The organism is Nocardia sp. SYP-A9097, from assembly GCF_009649815.1.
Taxonomy (GTDB): Bacteria; Actinomycetota; Actinomycetes; order Mycobacteriales; family Mycobacteriaceae; genus Nocardia.
The window spans coordinates 275,417-292,708 of sequence record NZ_WJIC01000002.1 but is presented as its reverse complement, the minus strand read 5'-3'; the positions used below and the strand labels follow the sequence as shown (position 1 = coordinate 292,708).

Sequence of the window (17,292 nt, the reverse complement as noted above, 5' to 3'; positions counted from 1 at the left end):
TCTTACCTCCAGCTGGGCAACCAGAGGTGGTCGTGCCAGCTGCCGGGCGTGATCGGCATGCCCGTCAGAATCGGCCACAGCCAGATGAAGTTGGCGATCACCAGGGCGAGGTAGAGGCAGACCAGCATGAGGCCGAGGCCCTGGCGTTCGCTGGGTGGCGCGAGGTGCTGCCAGCTTGGTGCGCCGGAGAGTCGTCTCCCGACCGCCGGCGCGTGGCCGAGGATATCGCCGAGCACCAGGGCGACCGCCATCATCAGGAACGGTGCGAGCGGTACGGCGTAGAAGTAGTACATCTGCCGATCCAGCTGCAGGAACCAGGGCAGCAGTCCGGCCCCGTATGCGACGAGTACCGCCGCGTACCGCCAATCGCGTCGGACGAAGCTGCGCCACAGCGCCCAGCCGAACACCGGTAGCGCCAGCCACCAGATGGCGGGCGTGCCGATCAGCATGACGGCCTTCACGCATTGTGTCTGCCCGCAGTCGCCGCTGCCGCTGTCGGAGTAGTAGTAGAGCATCGGCCGCAATCCCATCGGCCAGGTCCACGGTTTGGATTCCCAAGGATGGTGATTGCCGGCCGAATTGGTCAGTCCCTCATGGAAAGTCAGCACTTCGCCGCCGTAGTACCAGAGCGAGCGCAGCGCGTCCGGCACCCAGGAGAAGTCGCCCCCGCGCCCGACCCGCACGCCGACCGCGTACCGGTCGTAGCTGGTCTCTCCGGCGAACCAGGCCCAGAAGCTGGCGAGGTATACGAAGACCGGCACCACGCCGAGCGCCCATGCGGTGGGTCCGAGATCGCGGACCGCGGTGCCCGCGAATGGCCGCCGCACCCGGTATCCGCGTCGCGCGGCGAGGTCGAAGGCGAGCGAGAGTGCCGCGAAGGCGACTACGAAATACGCTCCGGACCATTTGGTTCCGCAGGCGAGCCCGAGCAGTATGCCCACCCCGAATCGCCACCAGCGCACACCGAAGCGCGGCCCGTATTCGCTGTCGTCGAGCCTGCCCTCGGCGGCGACGAGGGCTATGCGCGCCCGCATCTCATCGCGGTCGACGATCAGGCAGCCGAATGCGGCCACCACGAACAGCGCCTGGAAGATATCGAGCATCCCGAGCCGGGACGAGACGAAGGTGAGCCCGTCGGCAATGAGCAGAATGCCCGCGAACGCGCCGATCAGCGTGGATCTGGCCATGCGCCGGGTTATCCGAATCACCAAGAGCACCAGCAGGGTTCCGGAGACGGCGGCCATGAACCGCCACCCCCACGGCCCGTATCCGAAGATGGCCTCGCCGATCGCGATCATCTGCTTGCCGACCGGTGGGTGCACGACCAGCCCGTAGGCGGGATTGTCCTCGACCCCACCGTTGGTGAGTGCCTGCCAGCCCTGTGGCGCGTAATGCTTCTCGTCGAAGACCGGGGTATGCCCGTCGGTCGGATATCCCAGCCGAATGAATCGCGTCAGCCCGGCCAGCGCCGTCAGGAACAGCGTGACCACCCACCCCCGCGCCCAATCGGTGGGCCCGAAATCCGGTGAGGGCCGCAGTGGCGCGGGGCTGGACAACGCCACCCCCGCCTCCACAGCTGGCGGTCGCGTGTCGGTCACCTGGGTCACGCCCCCGATGTTATGCGGTACGGCCCCGAACGTCCCGCCCCGGTTCACGCGCTTCTTCGCCCACCCGGGTTTACCCGGCAACGCGGCGATTTCGTATGTGGGCCGTCTGCTGTGCACGTGCCGGGGATCCGGGTGCCGCGCGGTCGAACCCGGGCCGTGGTGGCCCACCCCCACATGGGAGCTGTCGTGTCGGGCCCCTCGGTTCGGGTCGAACCGGGGTGGGTCGGGTCGCCCGTATGCTGGCACGGGTGCCGGACCGCTGACAGCATGCGGTGGCCGCCGCCGCGAAACGTGCGTGGTGGCCGATGGCCCTGGAACATCATGCGACGGCGGCCCATGCTGTGGGGTGGAGTGGCGACGACAAGGAGTGGAATGAACGGCGAGCCGGGATCGATCGGACGATTGGTGCTCGCGGCTACGCCGATGGGCGATATCGGGGACGCGTCGCAGCGGTTGCGGGACGCGCTGGGGTCGGCGGAGATTGTGGCCGCGGAGGACACCCGCCGGACGCGGTCGCTGGCCAAGGCTCTCGGGGTGGAGATCACCGGGCGGGTGGTGAGTTTCTACGATCATGTGGAGACGACGCGAATTCCCATGCTGCTGGAGGAGATCGAGGCCGGGCGCACGGTACTGCTGGTGACCGATGCGGGCATGCCGTCGGTGAGTGATCCCGGGTATCGCATGGTCGCCGCCTGCGTGGAGCGCAATCTGCCGATCACCTGTCTGCCCGGACCGTCCGCCGTGACCACCGCGCTGGCCCTGTCCGGTCTGCCGGTGGAGCGTTTCTGCTTCGACGGTTTCGCGCCGCGTAAATCCGGTCAGCGCAAGGAGTGGTTCCGCACGCTCGCCACCGAATCGCGTGCCGTGGCCTTCTTCGAGGCCCCGCACCGGCTCGCCGACTGCCTCGCCGATGCCGTCGATATTCTCGGCCCCGCCCGCCGTGCGGCGGTCTGCCGCGAACTCACCAAGACCTATGAAGAGGTGGTCCGCGGCAATCTCGCCGAGCTGGCCGCCTGGGCGGTGGAGGGTGCGCGCGGTGAGATCACCGTGGTTCTCGAAGGCGCGCACAAGGTTTCAGCCGATCCCGCCGACCTGGTCGACCGGGTGGAGGGCCTCGCCGCCGCCGGTCTCCGGTTGAAGGACGCCTGCGCCGAGGTCGCCTCCACCAGTGGCGTCTCCCGCCGCGAACTCTACGACGCGGTCCTCGCGGCTCGCGTCGCCGCCGAATAGACCGCCGCGGAACGGGCTCCACCAGTTGGCGGGGCCCATGAGTTGGACCAGGGCGGGTACCAACAGCATTCGAACCAGGGTGGCGTCGATGATCAGGGCGATCACCATGCCTAGCCCGAGGAAGCGCATCGGGGTGAGTGGCGAGAGCGTGAACGCCCCGGTGATGAGGACGAGAAGTGCTGCGGCAGCGGTGATTACGCGAGCCGTCTGCACTGTTCCGGTTCGGACGGACTCCTCGGTATCGGCTCCGGCTTCGTGGGCCTCGACCATGCGGGAGAGCAGGAAGACCTCGTAGTCCGTGGAGAGACCGAAGACGACCGCGATGATGAGCACCATCATGCTGGCGGGGATCGGGCCGACGCTCACGCTGAAAACGCTTGCCAGATGGCCTTTGTCGAAGATCCAGGTAAGGATGCCGAAGGTAGCCGCCAGGCTGAGGAAGGCCATGAACACCGCTTTGAGCGGGAGCACCACCGAGCGGAAGGCCAGGCCCAGCATGAGCAGGGTGGCCAGCACCATGACGGTGAGCATGAGCGGCAGCTTGTGCAGAATGGCGGTGACACTGTCGGCGGTGGCGGCGCTTTGCCCGCCCACCTCCAGGCTCAGCCCGTCGAGTCGAAGATCGCGCAGGTCACGCACGATTTCCTGGGCGGCGGGGGAGCGATCCGGCGCGGTCAGCACGGTGTGGATGATGGCGGTGTTGTCCCGAGTATCCAGTTGCAGAGCCTGTTTGACGCCGTGCACGCCGCCGAGTGCCCGCAATACGCTGCTGATGGCGGCGGAAGTCGGTGCACTGCCATCGGATTCGCGTACCAGAACGGTCGCGCCGCTGTTGGCGGCCGGGAAGCGAACCGCCAATTTGTCTACGGTCGAACGGATTTCATTGCCGACGGGCAGCGCGGTGTGGTCGATATCCCCAAGCCGGACACCGGTGAGCGGCGCGGCCAGCACCAGCAGTAGTGCGCCCACGGCGATCGCGACCGCACCCGGGCGGCGCATGACGGCGGTGACAACCCGGCCCCAAAAGCGTTGCGCGCGTTCCTCGGACCGTTCGAAAGCATTTGCCCGCCAACTCCATTTGCCGATGCGCGGGCCGAGCAGGGTGAGCGCGGCGGGGAGCGCGGTCATCGACAGTAGCGCGGCCAGGCCGACCGCCGCGATGGAGCCGAAGCCGAGCGATCGCAATACGGGCTGTGGAAAGACGAAGGTGCCCGCGAACGCGCACATGAGCAGTAGCGCGGAGAACAACACTGTGCGCCCGGCGGTATCGAGTGCGCGGGTGATCGCGGCGGCGGTGGATCGGCCGCCGGCCAGCTCCTCCCGGAAGCGTCCGACCACGAAAAGCCCGTAGTCGATGGCCAATCCGAGCCCGAGCAGTGACACCACATTCATGGCGAAGACGCTCACCTCGGTGAACCGCGCGATAATCCCGACCGCGCCCAGCGCACCCACCACCGCGAGACTGCCCACGAGCACCGGCAGCGAAGCGGCCATCACGCCGCCGAACACCAACACCAATACGATCGCGGTGAGCGGAATCGAAATCGACTCGGCCACAATGAGATCGTGCCGGGACTGCTCGCTGATCTCCTGCGCGAGCGCGCTGTACCCGGTCAGCCTGGTTTCGACCCCGGGCACCCGCAGTGCCCGCGCCAGTTCTGGATACACGGCAATGCGCCGATTGTCATCTCCGGCGGCGAACACCACGGCCACCGCCGACCGCCCGTCGGCCGACCGCAGATACTGCGATCGCGCACTGTTCCAATAGGTTTCGACCGGCTGCGCCAGTAGCGCCGGATCGATCGTCCCGACCGCCGCCCGTACCCGCCCACCGATATCGGCCAGCGACTGCCCCTCCGGCGCGGTGTAGATCGCGATGACATCCGGATTCTGCGGCCCGAGCCGGTCATGCACCCACTGATCGACCGCGCTCGATTCACTCCCAGGATCGGTATACCCTGCCGCACTGACCTTCTCGGCCAGTCCGGTCGCGAACAACCCACAGGCCAATGCGAACAACACCGCCGCCACCAGCACCGTCTTCGGCCGCGCCACCACGACCCGCGCCCACGGCGTCAACATGCGCGAAGTGTCCTTTCGACAGGGACCGTCCAGATCAGCGAGCGGACGAATCAGATTGAGGTAGTGCGGTTTCCAGGGTCTTCACAATGCGATCCAGGAGGGCTTCGAGGCGGTCCTGGATGCCGCGGCCGCTGCGGGCGGAGACGGTGAGTTCGGTGCGGCCGCCGCCTTCGGTGAGGCCGATGAGCAGGGGCATGGCGACGCTGTGCTGGGGGAGTACGCGGATGGAGGTGGGGGTGAAGCCTGGGACGGCGAGTTCTTCGAAGTCGTAGCGGCCCATGTGGGAAACGGTGGCGGAGGCCAGGTTTCGCCCCAGACGGGAACCGGCCCAGTTGAGGGAGCGGAGCAGGACGCGGCCGGGACCCGGGGGGAGGTTGGACAGGCGCGCGGCCTGCATCTGGTTGAGTTCGCGGCGCTCCTGCAACCCGATGCGCTTATCGGCATTGAGTTGTTTCCAGTCGACGCCGGGGCGGGCGTCGAGAAAGAGCGGGAGTGCGAGATTGGCGGTCGAGCGCAGTTCGGGATCGTGGCGGCGCAGGTCGACCGGGATCATGATGCGGGAGAGCGGTCCGCCCTCATCGGCGAGGATGGCGGCGACCCGCACCATGGCCCCGGGGCCGGTGGCGTGAATGGTGCGGTGGCGCAACAGATGTCGCGGCTCGCCCGGGTCCTGGCGGCCGGTACCGAGCGCGGACCCGAAGCGCGGCAGCATGAGTGCGGGGCGGCCGGGTGCGCCGACCTTGCGCTCCAGCTCCTCGTCGGCAATGGGGTCGGCCGCACCGACCGGCTCCTGTCCGCGCAGTACCCGCAGCACATCGGTGGCCCACATGACCATGCCCATACCGTCCATGACGCCGTGGAATACCCGGAATACCAGCGTGAACGGCGCTGCGGTGAGCAGCAGGACTTCCAGGGTGGATTCGGGCGTCGGCCCGATCGGGCTGGTGAGCACCGGATCCGATTCCAGCGCAGGGTATTGTAGTGCGTGGTCGATCACGCGCACGGCGGGCGCGACCCCGCTGTCCACCCAGTACTTACCCTCACGGACCAGCCGTGCGCCCGGATTCGCCTCGGCCGCAATGGCTACCGCGCGCCGGAGCTCCTCGGCGTCCACGCTGCCGACGCCTTCGACGGCCAATTGCATGAGGAACGGCGGCGCCAGATCCCGCATCGGGAAGTACATGAATTCGGTGGGGGAGATGGGTCGGCGGAACGTGCTCATGCCTGCCTCTTATGCGCGGTGCCTGCGTTATCGCAGGTCTTTGGTCAATTCGACTATGCCGCCCTGGGTTTGCAGCCAGGCCAGGAATTCGGTCAGCCCGGTATCCCGGTCCACCACCGGCCGATAGCCGAAATCCCTTGCGGCAGCACCGGTGTCGTAGGTGGCGGTGCGGGTCATGAGGGCGACCACGTAACGCGACAGCGGCGGTGACCAGCGGGTGGCGATGAACGGAACCCGCCAGACGGCATCGATGATCGCCACGGCCGCGTTGAGTACGCGCTGATTCGGCTGACGGCTGGGTGCCGCGTAGCCGAGTCCGTTGGCGACCTCGCCGAGGAAGCCCCACACATCGGTCTGCTCGGCATCTGCGACGAAATACGCTTTACCACCGGTGTTTTCGGAGCTCGCGGCATGTACGCAGGCATCGGCGATATTCTCGACATGGCAGAGCGAGGCATTCACCTGTTTGCCGAACGAAAGGTTCGGCAGACTGCCCGCGGCGGCCCGGCTCAGCAGTCGCACGATGGGCCCGGAGCGGTCGCCCGCACCCCAGATGGCCCGAGGTCGCAGCGCGCAGGTGCTGAACCCGTCGGCATTCGCCGCCAGTACTGCGCGTTCGGCGGCGGCCTTGGTCTCGGAGTACAGGTTGAGGTACCGGCGCGGGTACGGCACCGATTCGTCGATCTCGACCTGATCGCCACCATCCCGGTCCATGAGCGCACTGGGGCTGGAGATGAAGACGAACCGCTGTGCGCCGTTGCGCCGCGCCGACCGCAGCAAATGCTCTGTGGCCGTGAGGTTCTCGGCGACGAACTGGGCGCGGGTACCGCGCTCGTCGACGCGGGCGGCGCTGTGGAAGACCACGTCGATGCCCTTGGTGGCGCGTTCCAGGGAGACCTGATCGGTGAGGTCGCCGTGCAACACCTCCACCTGGTCGATGACATCGGCCAGATCGCCGAGCTTGCTGGTGGGGCGCACCAGAATGGCGACGTCATAGCCGCCGTCGAGCACCAGACGGCGCGCGATGGCACCGCCCAGGAACCCGGACGCGCCGGTGACCAGCGCCTTCTTCTTGACCTCGGACATCAGGCCGCCTCCTGTGTCTTCCACCAGGTGGCACCGAAAATCTGTGTCAGCACGGCGGTTTCGACGGGGGAGCGGTCGCTCGCCGCCGCGGCGCGCAGTGCGGCCGGAATCTGCGCCGCGTGCACCACAATGCTGAGGAAGGCGTCGATCCACCAGATCGCCCGCAGCAGTCGATTGGCGGGCGCGCGATCCACGAGCGCGGCCAGCAGCCCGACAGCCAGATAGACCCAGCCGAGAATCGGGATCACCCGCAGCGCAATGGTTTTCGGCCGCATGTCGTTTACTTGTCCTCTCCGAGCCGTTGTGCGGCCCAGCGGGCGAGCTGCTCGCGGCCGATCTTGGCATTGTGGCGAATGTCGACGGGGAACTTCGAATGGAACAGGAAGGTCATCACCGGCGCGGTGACATCGAATTCGACTGCACGGGTGCGTAATTCCGCCGCCATCAGGACGGTGTCGGTCCCCGGTTCGGCTTCGACGCACAGCACCGGGCGTTGTGATCCGCGCGGACCGACACCGACCAGTGCGGTTCGCACCACGCCGGGCAGGGTATTGAAGACCTGCTCGACCTGTACCGAGAACATGAGCCCGTCAGCGGTGTCCACGCGCTGACTCTTACGCCCGCAGAACCAGATTCGCCCCTCCTGGTCGATCCAGGCGAGATCGCCGGTGCGATGCCAGACGGTATCGCCGTCGGCGATCTTGCCCGCCTGATTGGCTTCGCGCGGCCAGTAGTACCGGGTGCTCACATTCGGCCCGGCGACCACCAGTTCACCGATCCCGCGCGTCTGCACGAGTTCGGGCTCACGGGCCTCGGCGTCGGCCCAGGTGGGCAGCGGGTCATCGGTAATGGCGACCAGCCTGGCGCGTACGCCCTCGGCGGGACGACCGATGCAGGTGCCCTCACCGCGATGCGCCCGTTCGACGAGTCCGCCCAATAGTTCCCGGGATTCGATGGTCGACATGGGCAGCGCCTCGGTCGACCCGTAGCCCGCGTGCACCTCGGCGTCCTCGGCCAATACCTCGCGCAGTCCGGCGATACACCAGTCCGGCACCGGTGCGCCACCGGAGTAGATGCTGTGCAGCGTAGGAACTTTCGTTCCGGTTCGCTCCATATACCGCAGCAGCGGAATCAATACGGCGGGCGAGGCGAACATGGTTCGCACCCCGAATCGATTCACCGCATCGGCGACGAACGCCGGATCGGTGGACCCCACCTGACTGGGCACCAGCGGCGGCAGCACGCACCGCGCGCCCAGCAGCATGTCCAGAATTCCGACCAGCGGCAAGGTGATCAGCGAAGTGTCCGGCGCGACCCGTCCCCGCGCCGCGTCCACCTGATCGACCATGGAGGACAGATTCCCGTGCGTCATCTCCACGGCCTTGGCCGGTCCGGTACTACCGGTGGTGTACGCGATCAGCAGCAGTTCGTCGGCGGGTGCGGGTACCCGTTCCGACAGCAGCGCCGAATCATCCACGGCGGCAACAGATCCCCCGGCGATCTGCTCCCACCGCGCCCGCGCGCCGACCACCGTGTCCCGTACCGTGCGCAGTCGCGTATTCACGATCGGACGCATGCGTTCGGCGGTGCCGACGGCTTTCGCCGCCGTTGTGCCGCGCTTGGACTGCGAACCCTCCAGCGTGGCAATCAGTTCGCGTAACCGCGCGCTGATGCCGTGTGCTGACGGTGCATCGCTGATATCTTGGGCCACAACGCTTTCCGTGGCCACCGGTGTGCCCCAGCTCTGCAAGGTCTGTCCACCCCAGAGCCAGCGCGGCCCCACAGTGATCTTCACGCGTACATCGCGGAAGTACTTGCCGAACAGCACCCGCGCGGCATGCGCCTGCGGAATGCCGATGAAGGCTTCGGCATCGGCGGCGCGCAGGCAGTTGAGCATTTTGCGCAGTCCCATGCCCGGGTCGATGACGACCGGCACGGCGCCGATCTTCAAGAGCCCCAACATGATCGCGTACAGCTCCGGGCTGGGCAGTACCAGCACGATGGTGCGGGTGCCGCGGCCGACACCCGCCGCGACCAGATGCGCGGCAATGGTGTCGGACCAGGTGTCGAGCTCCCGGTAGGTCAGCTGCCGATACGCCGGGAGCCCGGTGTCGGTCCGCCCGTGCGGGAAGATGACGACTTCCCGATCGGGCTGGTCGGCCACGACCGCGCGAAAGCGGTCGATGGCCTGCCAATAGGTAGCGGTCGTCACGCCGGGGCTCCGACGGTGGCGGGCAGCCGGTAGAGCACGGCGGCGGCCGCCGGGCCCGCACCGGCCGCGACGAACAGCACATGCGAGAACGCGTCCAGGGCGCGGCTCGTCACGGCCGTATCGTAGGCCAGCGGCAGCGCCGCGGTATGCGGATCACCTTGGGACAGATCGGGTCCGAAGACCGCATTGGGCGCGATACCCAGGGTGGCGGCGAGCTGCTCCGGGAAGCCTGCGGTGGGGGTGGACGAGATGAGCGCGGTGGTGGCCTGGTCCGGATCGGCCTCCGAGAGCGCCATGCGGGCGGCGTCGGCGGCGAGGTCGAGCAGGCGCTGTTCGGCATCTGGTTCGCGAATGACGGTCATGAGCTCGCGACCGCGCGTGCCCATGGTCGATACATCCACATACGACTCGATGGCGGGCGTGCCGGCACCGGCGATGGTGTGCACCCGGCCGAAGCCCTCGTCCGCATCGGTGTTCTCCAGCAGCAGCGCGGCACCCGCTGTGGCATAAGGGAATTCGTCGTCCGCCGCGCCCCGCTTCAGCGAGGGATGGGTGTCACCGGAGACGATGACCACGTGCTCGGCGCTGCCGGTCGCCAGAATGGACTGCGCCACCTGCACCGCGTTCAGCACGCCGACGCCGGCGTTCATGAGGTCGAAGGAGAACGACCGCGGATCGTCCTTGGTGTAGTCGAGCCCGATGCCCGCTTCCTTCTGAATCAGTGCCGACACAGCGGGTTCCACGGTATTGGAGTCGCGGAAGATGCCCGCGTTGATGAGCACGCCGACCTGTTCGGGCCGCACGTCCGCCCGCTCCATGGCCTGGCGCGCGGCCGCGCCGCTGAGCTCGACAATGCTGAAAGTGTCTCCGGCCCGGCTGATTCCGGTGGATTTGATGCGCACGCCCATGTCAGACCTTCAGGGATGAAATCGTGGTGGACAGGAATCCCCCGACGACGCCGGAGGCGGCGGGGACCATCAGGATCTTGGATCCGGATGCGATGTTCTGCTGGCTGAGTTGATCGTGCAACACAATGAAATGTGAAGTGGTGGAGGTGTTTCCGTACTTCTCGATGACATTCAGATCCGGCGGCATCGGCGTGCCGAACTCGCGTGCGGCAATGGCGTTCATGAACGGAATCGCGCCCGCGCCGAACTGGTGGTGAATGATGTAGTCGAAGCCCTCGTCCTCGAATGTGGTGCCACGATCGGCCATGAAGTTGCCCTGGGTGTCGGTCCAGAGCAGGAAGCGGGATTCGTTGTGCATCTTGCGGTTGTCGGTGTACAGCGACACGCCCTGTGACTTCTCACTGGGCATGCCCAGGCACAGGTGCGAGAACTCCGATGCGGTGGTGAGTTCGATGTAGTGGATCTTGTCGTTGTCATCAACAGCCTCGTCGAGAATTACCGCCGCGCCGGAGTCTCCGACGGTGAGCGAGGCGAATTGCAGATCGTATTTCTCGGTGATTTCATTGACCGCTGTTTCGGCGATCGGAGTAATGGCTTCACCACTCACGACCATGCCGCGCTTGATCGCGCCCGAGCGAATCATGCGATCGAGAATGTATGTGCCCGTCATCATTCCGGCACAGGCATTGGAGAGGTCGAAGGAAATGGTGTCCGGGCGCGCGCCGAGTTCACGTGCGAGGGAGCCCGCGAAGGAGGGCTCCATATACATCCGGGTACCCTTGCTGCGCGTGATCGAGGTGGAGATGATCACGTCGAGATCCGCGGCCGCATACTGTGACCTGGAAAGACAGTCCCGGGCGGCGTTCATCGCGAGAATGTATGAGTCTTCGTGGTTTTCGGGTGTGGTGTCGCGGAAGCGTCGTTCCTTGACGCCCGTGATTTTTTCGAGATCGAAGCCCGGGGTCTCCTGCAATTGCGCTAGGAGCTCTTCGGTGGTGACGCGTTTGGATGGCAGATAGGCGCCTATCGACTCGAATCGAGAATGCGGCACGGGGACTCCTGAAAGTACGATGAAATGCAATCTGAATCGGTGGCGGTCCTGACCGTACCCGACGGTAACTAGAGCGGCGACCGGGCGAAGTTCGGAAAAAGTGTCTGAGACATGCTGTTCGGCAAGAGTTTTCGCCGGTGAGAGCATCGCCCTATGACTGATCGCGGACCGATGCTGTGAGGGACTTCACGTCGTCGGCGACGACCCTGTGATGTAACCCGAAGTTACATCTACTTCCATATGAAACTGTCTGGGCGACAGTGGATTTCGCTCGGCGGCTACCGCTAGGTTAGGGCCATGCGCATACGGAAAGCCCTGGTCGGTGGTCTCGCGACCGCACAGCTCGGCGTCGGTTTCGCCCTCGCGTTGCCCGGAATGGCCACCGCCGCACCGGATTCCACGTCCTGTTCCAACTGGTCGAAGGCCACTGTCGCCTCCGGCTTCGGCAGTCTGGAGAACCTCGCCTTCGATGGTCGCGGCGGACTGCTGCTCTCCGAGATCTCCCTCACCGGCGGCGGTGGTGGCTTGCAACGGCTCACCGCGGACGGCACCCGCGGGCTCGCCGCGGCGGTGGAATCTCCGGGTGGAATCGTCATCAATGGTGGTAGCGCGTATGTGAACTCGGGCAATACATTCGCCAGCGGCGTCACGAACACTCCGGACGGCAAGATTGTCTCGGTCGATCTGGCCACCGGCGCGCTCGCCACGGTCGCCTCCGGCCTGCATATGCCCAATGGTCTGGCGCAGCTACCCGATGGCGGCTTCGTCGTCAGCCGCGACCTCGGCCCCGATGCGGTACTGACCCGGGTGGCCGCGGACGGTTCCGGCGCGCATTCCCTCGCTCCCGAACTGACTTTCACCAATGGCCTGGCCTACGATCCGGCGCGCCGTAAACTGTTCGTCTCCACCACTTTCGACGCCACCACGACAATCGGGGCGATCGATATCGATCACCCCGGTGCCACGCCGCAGCGCATTACCCTCCCAGGTTTCGGCCCGCTCAATTCCGCCGACGATTTGACCGTGGGCCCGGACGGTGCGGTCTATGTGGCGCTCAATGCCGCCGGCCGGGTGGTTCGAGTCGATCCGGACACCGGCGCGTACTGCACCATTGCCGACGGCCTCCCCTTCGTGACCTCGGTGCGATTCGGCGCCGGCCCCGGCTGGGATTCGAACTCGTTGTACGCCACCAGTTTTCTCGGCACCGTCACCCGTTTGACGCGATAATTCGGCCCGGAAACGGCACGGCACCGGAACTTCCGAGTTCCGGTGCCGCCGTTGGTGTTTCGAACGATCTATCCCGTTATGCCTTGGGCTCCACGTACTTCGGGAACACAACCTCGGGCTCCGGCAGGGCGGTGCCCGGCTGGATCGGGGTGGCGATGGCGGCGAAGTCGCGATCGGTCTGACCCAGCAGGTCCAGGATCTTGGCGGCGGAGCCGGGGATCACGGGCTGCACCAGCAGCGTCACGATGCGCACGACCTCCATGGTCACGTAGAGGATGGTGCCTTCGCGGGCCACATCCTCGGGCGTGCCGGACTTGGCGAGCGTCCACGGGGCCTGGGCGGAGAAGTACCGGTTCGCCTCGCGCAGTGTGTTCCACAGGTGCTCGAGGCCCAAATGGATTTGCTGCTGATCGAATTCGGCACGTACCTGCTCGGGCAGAGCGCGGGCGAGTTCCAGCATGGCCTTGTCCTCACCGGTGAATTCACCGGGAACCGGGACCACACTGCCGAAGTCGCGTGCGACCATCTTCAGGCAGCGCTGTGCGAGATTGCCGTACTCGTTCGCCAGATCGGTATTGATCCGGCTGACAATCCCCTCGTGGCTGTACGCCCCGTCCTGCCCGTAGGAGATCTCACGCAGCAGGAAGAACCGCACCGCGTCCAGGCCGTAGGTGTCGACAAGTTCGGTCGGCGACACCACATTGCCGGTCGACTTGGACATCTTCTCGCCCTTGTGGAATACGAACCCGTGCGCGAAAACCCGCTTGGGCAGCTCGATTCCGGCGGACATCAGGAACGCGGGCCAGTACACGGCGTGGAAGCGCGTGATGTCCTTGCCGATAATGTGCACATCGGCGGGCCAGAACTTCTGGAAGGCAGCCGAATCCGTACTCGGGAAGCCGACACCGGTGAGGTAGTTGGTGAGCGCGTCCACCCACACGTACATGACGTGCGCCGGATCGCCGGGCACCGGAACGCCCCAGTCGAAGGTGGTGCGGGAGATGGACAGATCCTTCAGCCCCGCCTTCACATACGAGACGATCTCATTGCGCCGGGTCGCCGGAGCCATGAATTCCGGCTTGCTCTCGTACAGGTCGAGAAGCTTGTCCTGGTACTTGGAGAGCCGGAAGAAGTAGTTCGACTCCTCGGTCCACTCGACCGGGGTCTTGGTTTCGGTGGAGACGCGGGTGCCGTCCTCGAGGAGGGTGGTCTCGTCCTCGTTGTAGAACGCCTCGTCGCGCACCGAGTACCACCCGGCGTAGGTGTCCAGGTAGATGTCGTCATTGGCGGCCATCCGCTCCCAGATGGCGATGGACGCGGCGTGATGGTCCTCGTCGGTGGTTCGAATGAACCGGTCGAAGGACACATCCAGGGCCTTGTCCATGGTTTCGAACACATCGGAGTTGCGTGCCGCGTACTCGGCCTCGGGCTCCCCGGCGGCCTTGGCGGCCTGCTGCACTTTCTGCCCGTGCTCATCGGTGCCCGTCATGAAGAACACGTCGAATCCGTCGAGCCGCTTGAAGCGGGCCAGCGCATCGGTGGAGATGTACTCGTAGGCGTGCCCGATGTGCGGGACACCATTCGGGTACGCGATGGCTGTGCTGACATAGAAGGCGGGGCGGTCGGATGCGCTCATGGTGTGTCTACTCTATCTGCGTGCCTGAAGTAGCTCGCGTGAATATCCCCGTGGCAGGTTTCGCTCATGACTAGCCGCCGACCGGCGCCCGAGCCGCCCGAGCCGCTGTTCCCGCTCGTCGACGCGCACACCCATCTGGACGCGTGCGGTGCCACCGACGCGGAATCGGTTGCCGCCATTGTGGATCGGGCCGCCGCGGTGGGCGTGCGCGAGGTGGTGACGGTCGCCGACGATCTGGCCGCCGCGCGCTTCGCCGTGCAAGCCGCGAACTGGGATCACCGGGTGTACGCGGCGGTGGCGCTGCATCCGACCCGTGCGAATGTCCTCGACGATGCCGCCAAGGCCGAGCTGGAGCGGCTCGCCGCGGACCCGCGTGTGGTCGCGGTCGGCGAGACCGGACTCGACTACTACTGGCCCGGCAAACTCGACGGCTGTGCCTCCATCGAGGATCAGGTGGAGGGTTTCCGCTGGCATATCGATCTCGCCAAGCGGCTGCGCAAACCGCTCATGATCCACAATCGCGAGGCCGATCATGATCTGCTCGCGGTCCTGCTGGACGAGGGCGCCCCGGAAACCGTGATCTTCCACTGCTTCTCCTCCGACGCAAATATGGCGCAGGCGTGTGTGGACGAGGGCTATGTGCTGAGTTTCTCCGGCACCGTGAGTTTCAAGAACGCCCACGAATTGCGGGAGGCCGCGAAACTCGTTCCGCAGGACCAGATTCTGGTCGAGACCGATGCGCCGTTCCTGACCCCGCATCCATTCCGCGGTGCGCCGAACGAGTCCTACATGCTGCCTTACACCTTGCGATCGCTGGCGGAGTTGCGGGAACAGGATCCAGTGACGCTGGCCAAGATCACCACGGCGAATGCGCGGCGCGTGTACGGAATTTGATGCGTACCGGTTGTCATTCCCTGGCCTCCTCGTTATCGTACTGTTACCATGCCGGGATTTCCGATGAATGCCATGACGAAGCTCAACTCGTCGCGGTCGCCGCTGCTGTACGGCGCCATCGCGGCGATGCTCGTCACGCTCATTGTCGGTGCGGGCCTGGCCATCGTGAACAAGAAGACCATCACGGTCGTGGTCGACGGCCAGAAGATCGTGCGCAACAGCATGTATCTGGATGTGCGCGGCGTACTCAAGGACGCCGGGTACACCGTCGGCTCTCGCGATGACGTATCCCCTTCGCCCAGTTCACGAATCGGCGATGGCGCGACCATCACGCTGAACCGCGCGCGCGAGGTGTCACTGATCGTGGACGGCACGCCGTCCAAGGCGTGGACCACCGCGCTGACGGTCGCCGAGGCCATTGTGAAACTGAATCTGCCCGGCGATGTCTACACCTCGCCCGCGCGGCCGACGCCGCTGCCGCTCGAAGGCGCGCAGCTGCTGATCACCAATCCGCGCACCGTCGAGCTGGCCGATAACGGTGCCGCGCCCGCGCTGGTCCGGCTGGCCGCGCCGACGGTCGGCGAACTGTTGCAGGTGCAGGGCCGCCCGCTGATCAATCAGGACAGTGTCGAACCGGTCGCGGGGACTCCGCTGCGCGATGGCATGAAGATCGTCGTCACTCGCAAGATCGTCGAGAAGCGCACCGAGCGGGTACCCCTCGACCCGCCCGAGAACATCATCGAGGACACCTCGCTCAATATGAGCCGGACGATTGTCGAGAATCTCGGAGTGCCCGGCACCCAGGACGTCACCTTCGCGGTCTCGATCGTGAATGGTCGTGAGGCGGGCAAGGATCCGATCAACTCGACCGTCATCGAGCCCGCCGCCCCCAAGACCATCCGTAAGGGCGCGAAACCCGGCACCGAGGTCCCCGATGTCAAAGACGGCAGCACCTGGGACGCCCTCGCCAGTTGCGAATCCAACGGCAACTGGGCCATCAATACCGGCAACGGGTACTACGGCGGAATCCAGTTCGACGCCGGCACCTGGGAACGCCAGGGCGGCACCCGGTACGCCCCGCGCGCGGACCTCGCCACCCGCGAGGAGCAGATCGCCATTGCCGAGGTGACCCGCGCCCGCCAGGGCTGGGGCGCCTGGCCCGCCTGCACCAGCCGCCTCGGCATCGGCTGAAACACCCGGTGTGGTGATCGCGCACCTCATGCGGATGGGTGCGCGATCTCCAGACCGGGTGTGCGGATCTCTCTGCGGGCCGGCCCTCGAAATCCCGTGCTGCAGTGCGGATCCCGCTACATCAATGCTCCGCCGTCCACGCGCAGTTCGGTGCCGGTCATATACCGCCCGTCATCGGAGGCGGCCATGGCGACCACGCCCGCGATATCCTCCGGCTTGCCGAGCGCGCCACCGTCGATCCAGCCGGGCAGGCGCGCCATCAGCGACCAGTCGGCGTCGGCGGGCAGCGACAGACCCGAGGTGATGCCCGTGCTGATGCCGCCGGGCACGATATTCACCGCGCGCAGACCCTTTTTCACGTATTCCAGGGCAATGGTGTGGGTGAGCGCGTTGACTCCGGCCTTCGACGCGGCATAGGCGGCCATGTACGGATTGGAGCCGAAGGCCGCGGTGGAGGAGAAGTTCACGATGACGCCGCCGTGCGGAGATTCGATCAGCTGCGGAACCGCGGACTGGATCATCAGGAAGGTGCCGGTGAGGTTCACCGCGAGCACCTCGTTCCAGGTTTCCAGGGGCATCTCGTGGGTGTGCCCGGCGCGCATGATGCCTGCGGCATTGACCAATACGTCCAGGCCGCCGAGGGTTTCGAAGGCGGTGGCGGTGGCGCTGCGCACCGAATCCTGGTCGGCCACATTCAGTTGCACGGTGTGCAGCCGGTCCTGTTGGTCGGCGGGGGCGGCCTCGCGGGTGGCGGCCAGGCCGTTCTCGCTGATGTCGGCGGCGACCAGGTGGGCGCCTTCGGCGAGCAGGCGCAGGGCGATACCCTGGCCGATTCCGGAGCCCGCTCCGGTGACGATTACGCGGCGTCCGTCGTATCTCAACATGGCGCGAAATTAGAACAAGTTTCACATCGCGTCAATGGTGGATTGCCGGTTGTCCGGTCACA

13 protein-coding genes and 1 pseudogene are annotated in these 17,292 nt (G+C 66.1%); 4 read left to right on the top strand and 10 right to left on the bottom strand.

What is annotated here, in order from left to right; genetic code table 11:
* Positions 1–2 precede the first annotated feature (2 nt).
* Positions 3–1,607 (bottom strand): phospholipid carrier-dependent glycosyltransferase, encoded by a 1,605-nt coding sequence (locus tag GFY24_RS05050; protein WP_309230471.1) that lies wholly within the window; start codon positions 1,605–1,607, stop codon positions 3–5.
* 372 nt (positions 1,608–1,979) lie between these two features.
* On the opposite strand from GFY24_RS05050, the gene rsmI reads away from it, so the two are divergent.
* Positions 1,980–2,837: a 16S rRNA (cytidine(1402)-2'-O)-methyltransferase gene (gene rsmI, locus GFY24_RS05045; protein ID WP_153803796.1), complete on the top strand. Its 858-nt coding sequence runs from the start codon at positions 1,980–1,982 to the stop codon at positions 2,835–2,837.
* Positions 2,838–2,858: 21 nt separating this feature from the next.
* Here rsmI and GFY24_RS05040 read toward each other — a convergent pair.
* The 7 genes and pseudogenes from GFY24_RS05040 to GFY24_RS05015 form a co-directional block, all read right to left on the bottom strand.
* Positions 2,859–4,919, bottom strand: a pseudogene (locus GFY24_RS05040) (MMPL family transporter); the annotation flags it as partial.
* Positions 4,920–4,953: 34 nt separating this feature from the next.
* The gene (locus GFY24_RS05035) at positions 4,954–6,141 is read right to left on the bottom strand and encodes a peptide synthetase (protein ID WP_153803795.1); all 1,188 of its coding nucleotides are present in this window, start codon (positions 6,139–6,141) and stop codon (positions 4,954–4,956) included.
* 27 nt (positions 6,142–6,168) lie between these two features.
* The gene (locus tag GFY24_RS05030) at positions 6,169–7,227 is read right to left on the bottom strand and encodes an NAD(P)-dependent oxidoreductase (protein WP_228566004.1); all 1,059 of its coding nucleotides are present in this window, start codon (positions 7,225–7,227) and stop codon (positions 6,169–6,171) included.
* On the bottom strand, positions 7,227–7,502 hold the full coding sequence (locus GFY24_RS41650; RefSeq protein WP_228566003.1) for a hypothetical protein: 276 nt from the start codon (positions 7,500–7,502) through the stop codon (positions 7,227–7,229). Before GFY24_RS41650 ends, GFY24_RS05030 begins: the two co-directional genes overlap by 1 nt.
* Positions 7,503–7,507: 5 nt before the next feature.
* Complete coding sequence (locus GFY24_RS05025; RefSeq protein ID WP_153803793.1) at positions 7,508–9,439, bottom strand: AMP-binding protein; 1,932 nt, start codon at positions 9,437–9,439, stop codon at positions 7,508–7,510.
* The gene (locus GFY24_RS05020; protein WP_153803792.1) at positions 9,436–10,347 is read right to left on the bottom strand and encodes a hypothetical protein; all 912 of its coding nucleotides are present in this window, start codon (positions 10,345–10,347) and stop codon (positions 9,436–9,438) included. Before GFY24_RS05020 ends, GFY24_RS05025 begins: the two co-directional genes overlap by 4 nt.
* Position 10,348: 1 nt before the next feature.
* Complete coding sequence (locus tag GFY24_RS05015) at positions 10,349–11,398, bottom strand: 3-oxoacyl-[acyl-carrier-protein] synthase III C-terminal domain-containing protein (protein ID WP_309230470.1); 1,050 nt, start codon at positions 11,396–11,398, stop codon at positions 10,349–10,351.
* Between the two features lie 297 nt (positions 11,399–11,695).
* On the opposite strand from GFY24_RS05015, the gene GFY24_RS05010 reads away from it, so the two are divergent.
* Entirely contained in the window at positions 11,696–12,625 is a 930-nt protein-coding gene (locus GFY24_RS05010; protein ID WP_153803790.1) for an SMP-30/gluconolactonase/LRE family protein, read from the top strand.
* A gap of 76 nt (positions 12,626–12,701) precedes the next feature.
* Here GFY24_RS05010 and metG read toward each other — a convergent pair whose 3' ends face one another.
* The gene (gene metG, locus GFY24_RS05005; RefSeq protein ID WP_153803789.1) at positions 12,702–14,261 is read right to left on the bottom strand and encodes a methionine--tRNA ligase; all 1,560 of its coding nucleotides are present in this window, start codon (positions 14,259–14,261) and stop codon (positions 12,702–12,704) included.
* Positions 14,262–14,327: 66 nt separating this feature from the next.
* Between metG and GFY24_RS05000 the strand changes: the two genes are divergently transcribed.
* Both GFY24_RS05000 and GFY24_RS04995 read left to right on the top strand, forming a co-directional pair.
* Positions 14,328–15,155 carry a TatD family hydrolase gene (locus GFY24_RS05000; protein ID WP_153803788.1) on the top strand — a complete coding sequence of 276 codons (828 nt, stop codon included), beginning with the start codon at positions 14,328–14,330 and terminating at the stop codon, positions 15,153–15,155.
* A 63-nt stretch (positions 15,156–15,218) separates the two neighbouring features.
* Complete coding sequence (locus GFY24_RS04995) at positions 15,219–16,346, top strand: resuscitation-promoting factor (protein WP_153803787.1); 1,128 nt, start codon at positions 15,219–15,221, stop codon at positions 16,344–16,346.
* A gap of 116 nt (positions 16,347–16,462) precedes the next feature.
* On the opposite strand, the gene GFY24_RS04990 is transcribed toward GFY24_RS04995, so the two are convergent.
* The gene (locus GFY24_RS04990) at positions 16,463–17,230 is read right to left on the bottom strand and encodes an SDR family NAD(P)-dependent oxidoreductase (RefSeq protein WP_153803786.1); all 768 of its coding nucleotides are present in this window, start codon (positions 17,228–17,230) and stop codon (positions 16,463–16,465) included.
* Positions 17,231–17,292: the final 62 nt, after the last annotated feature.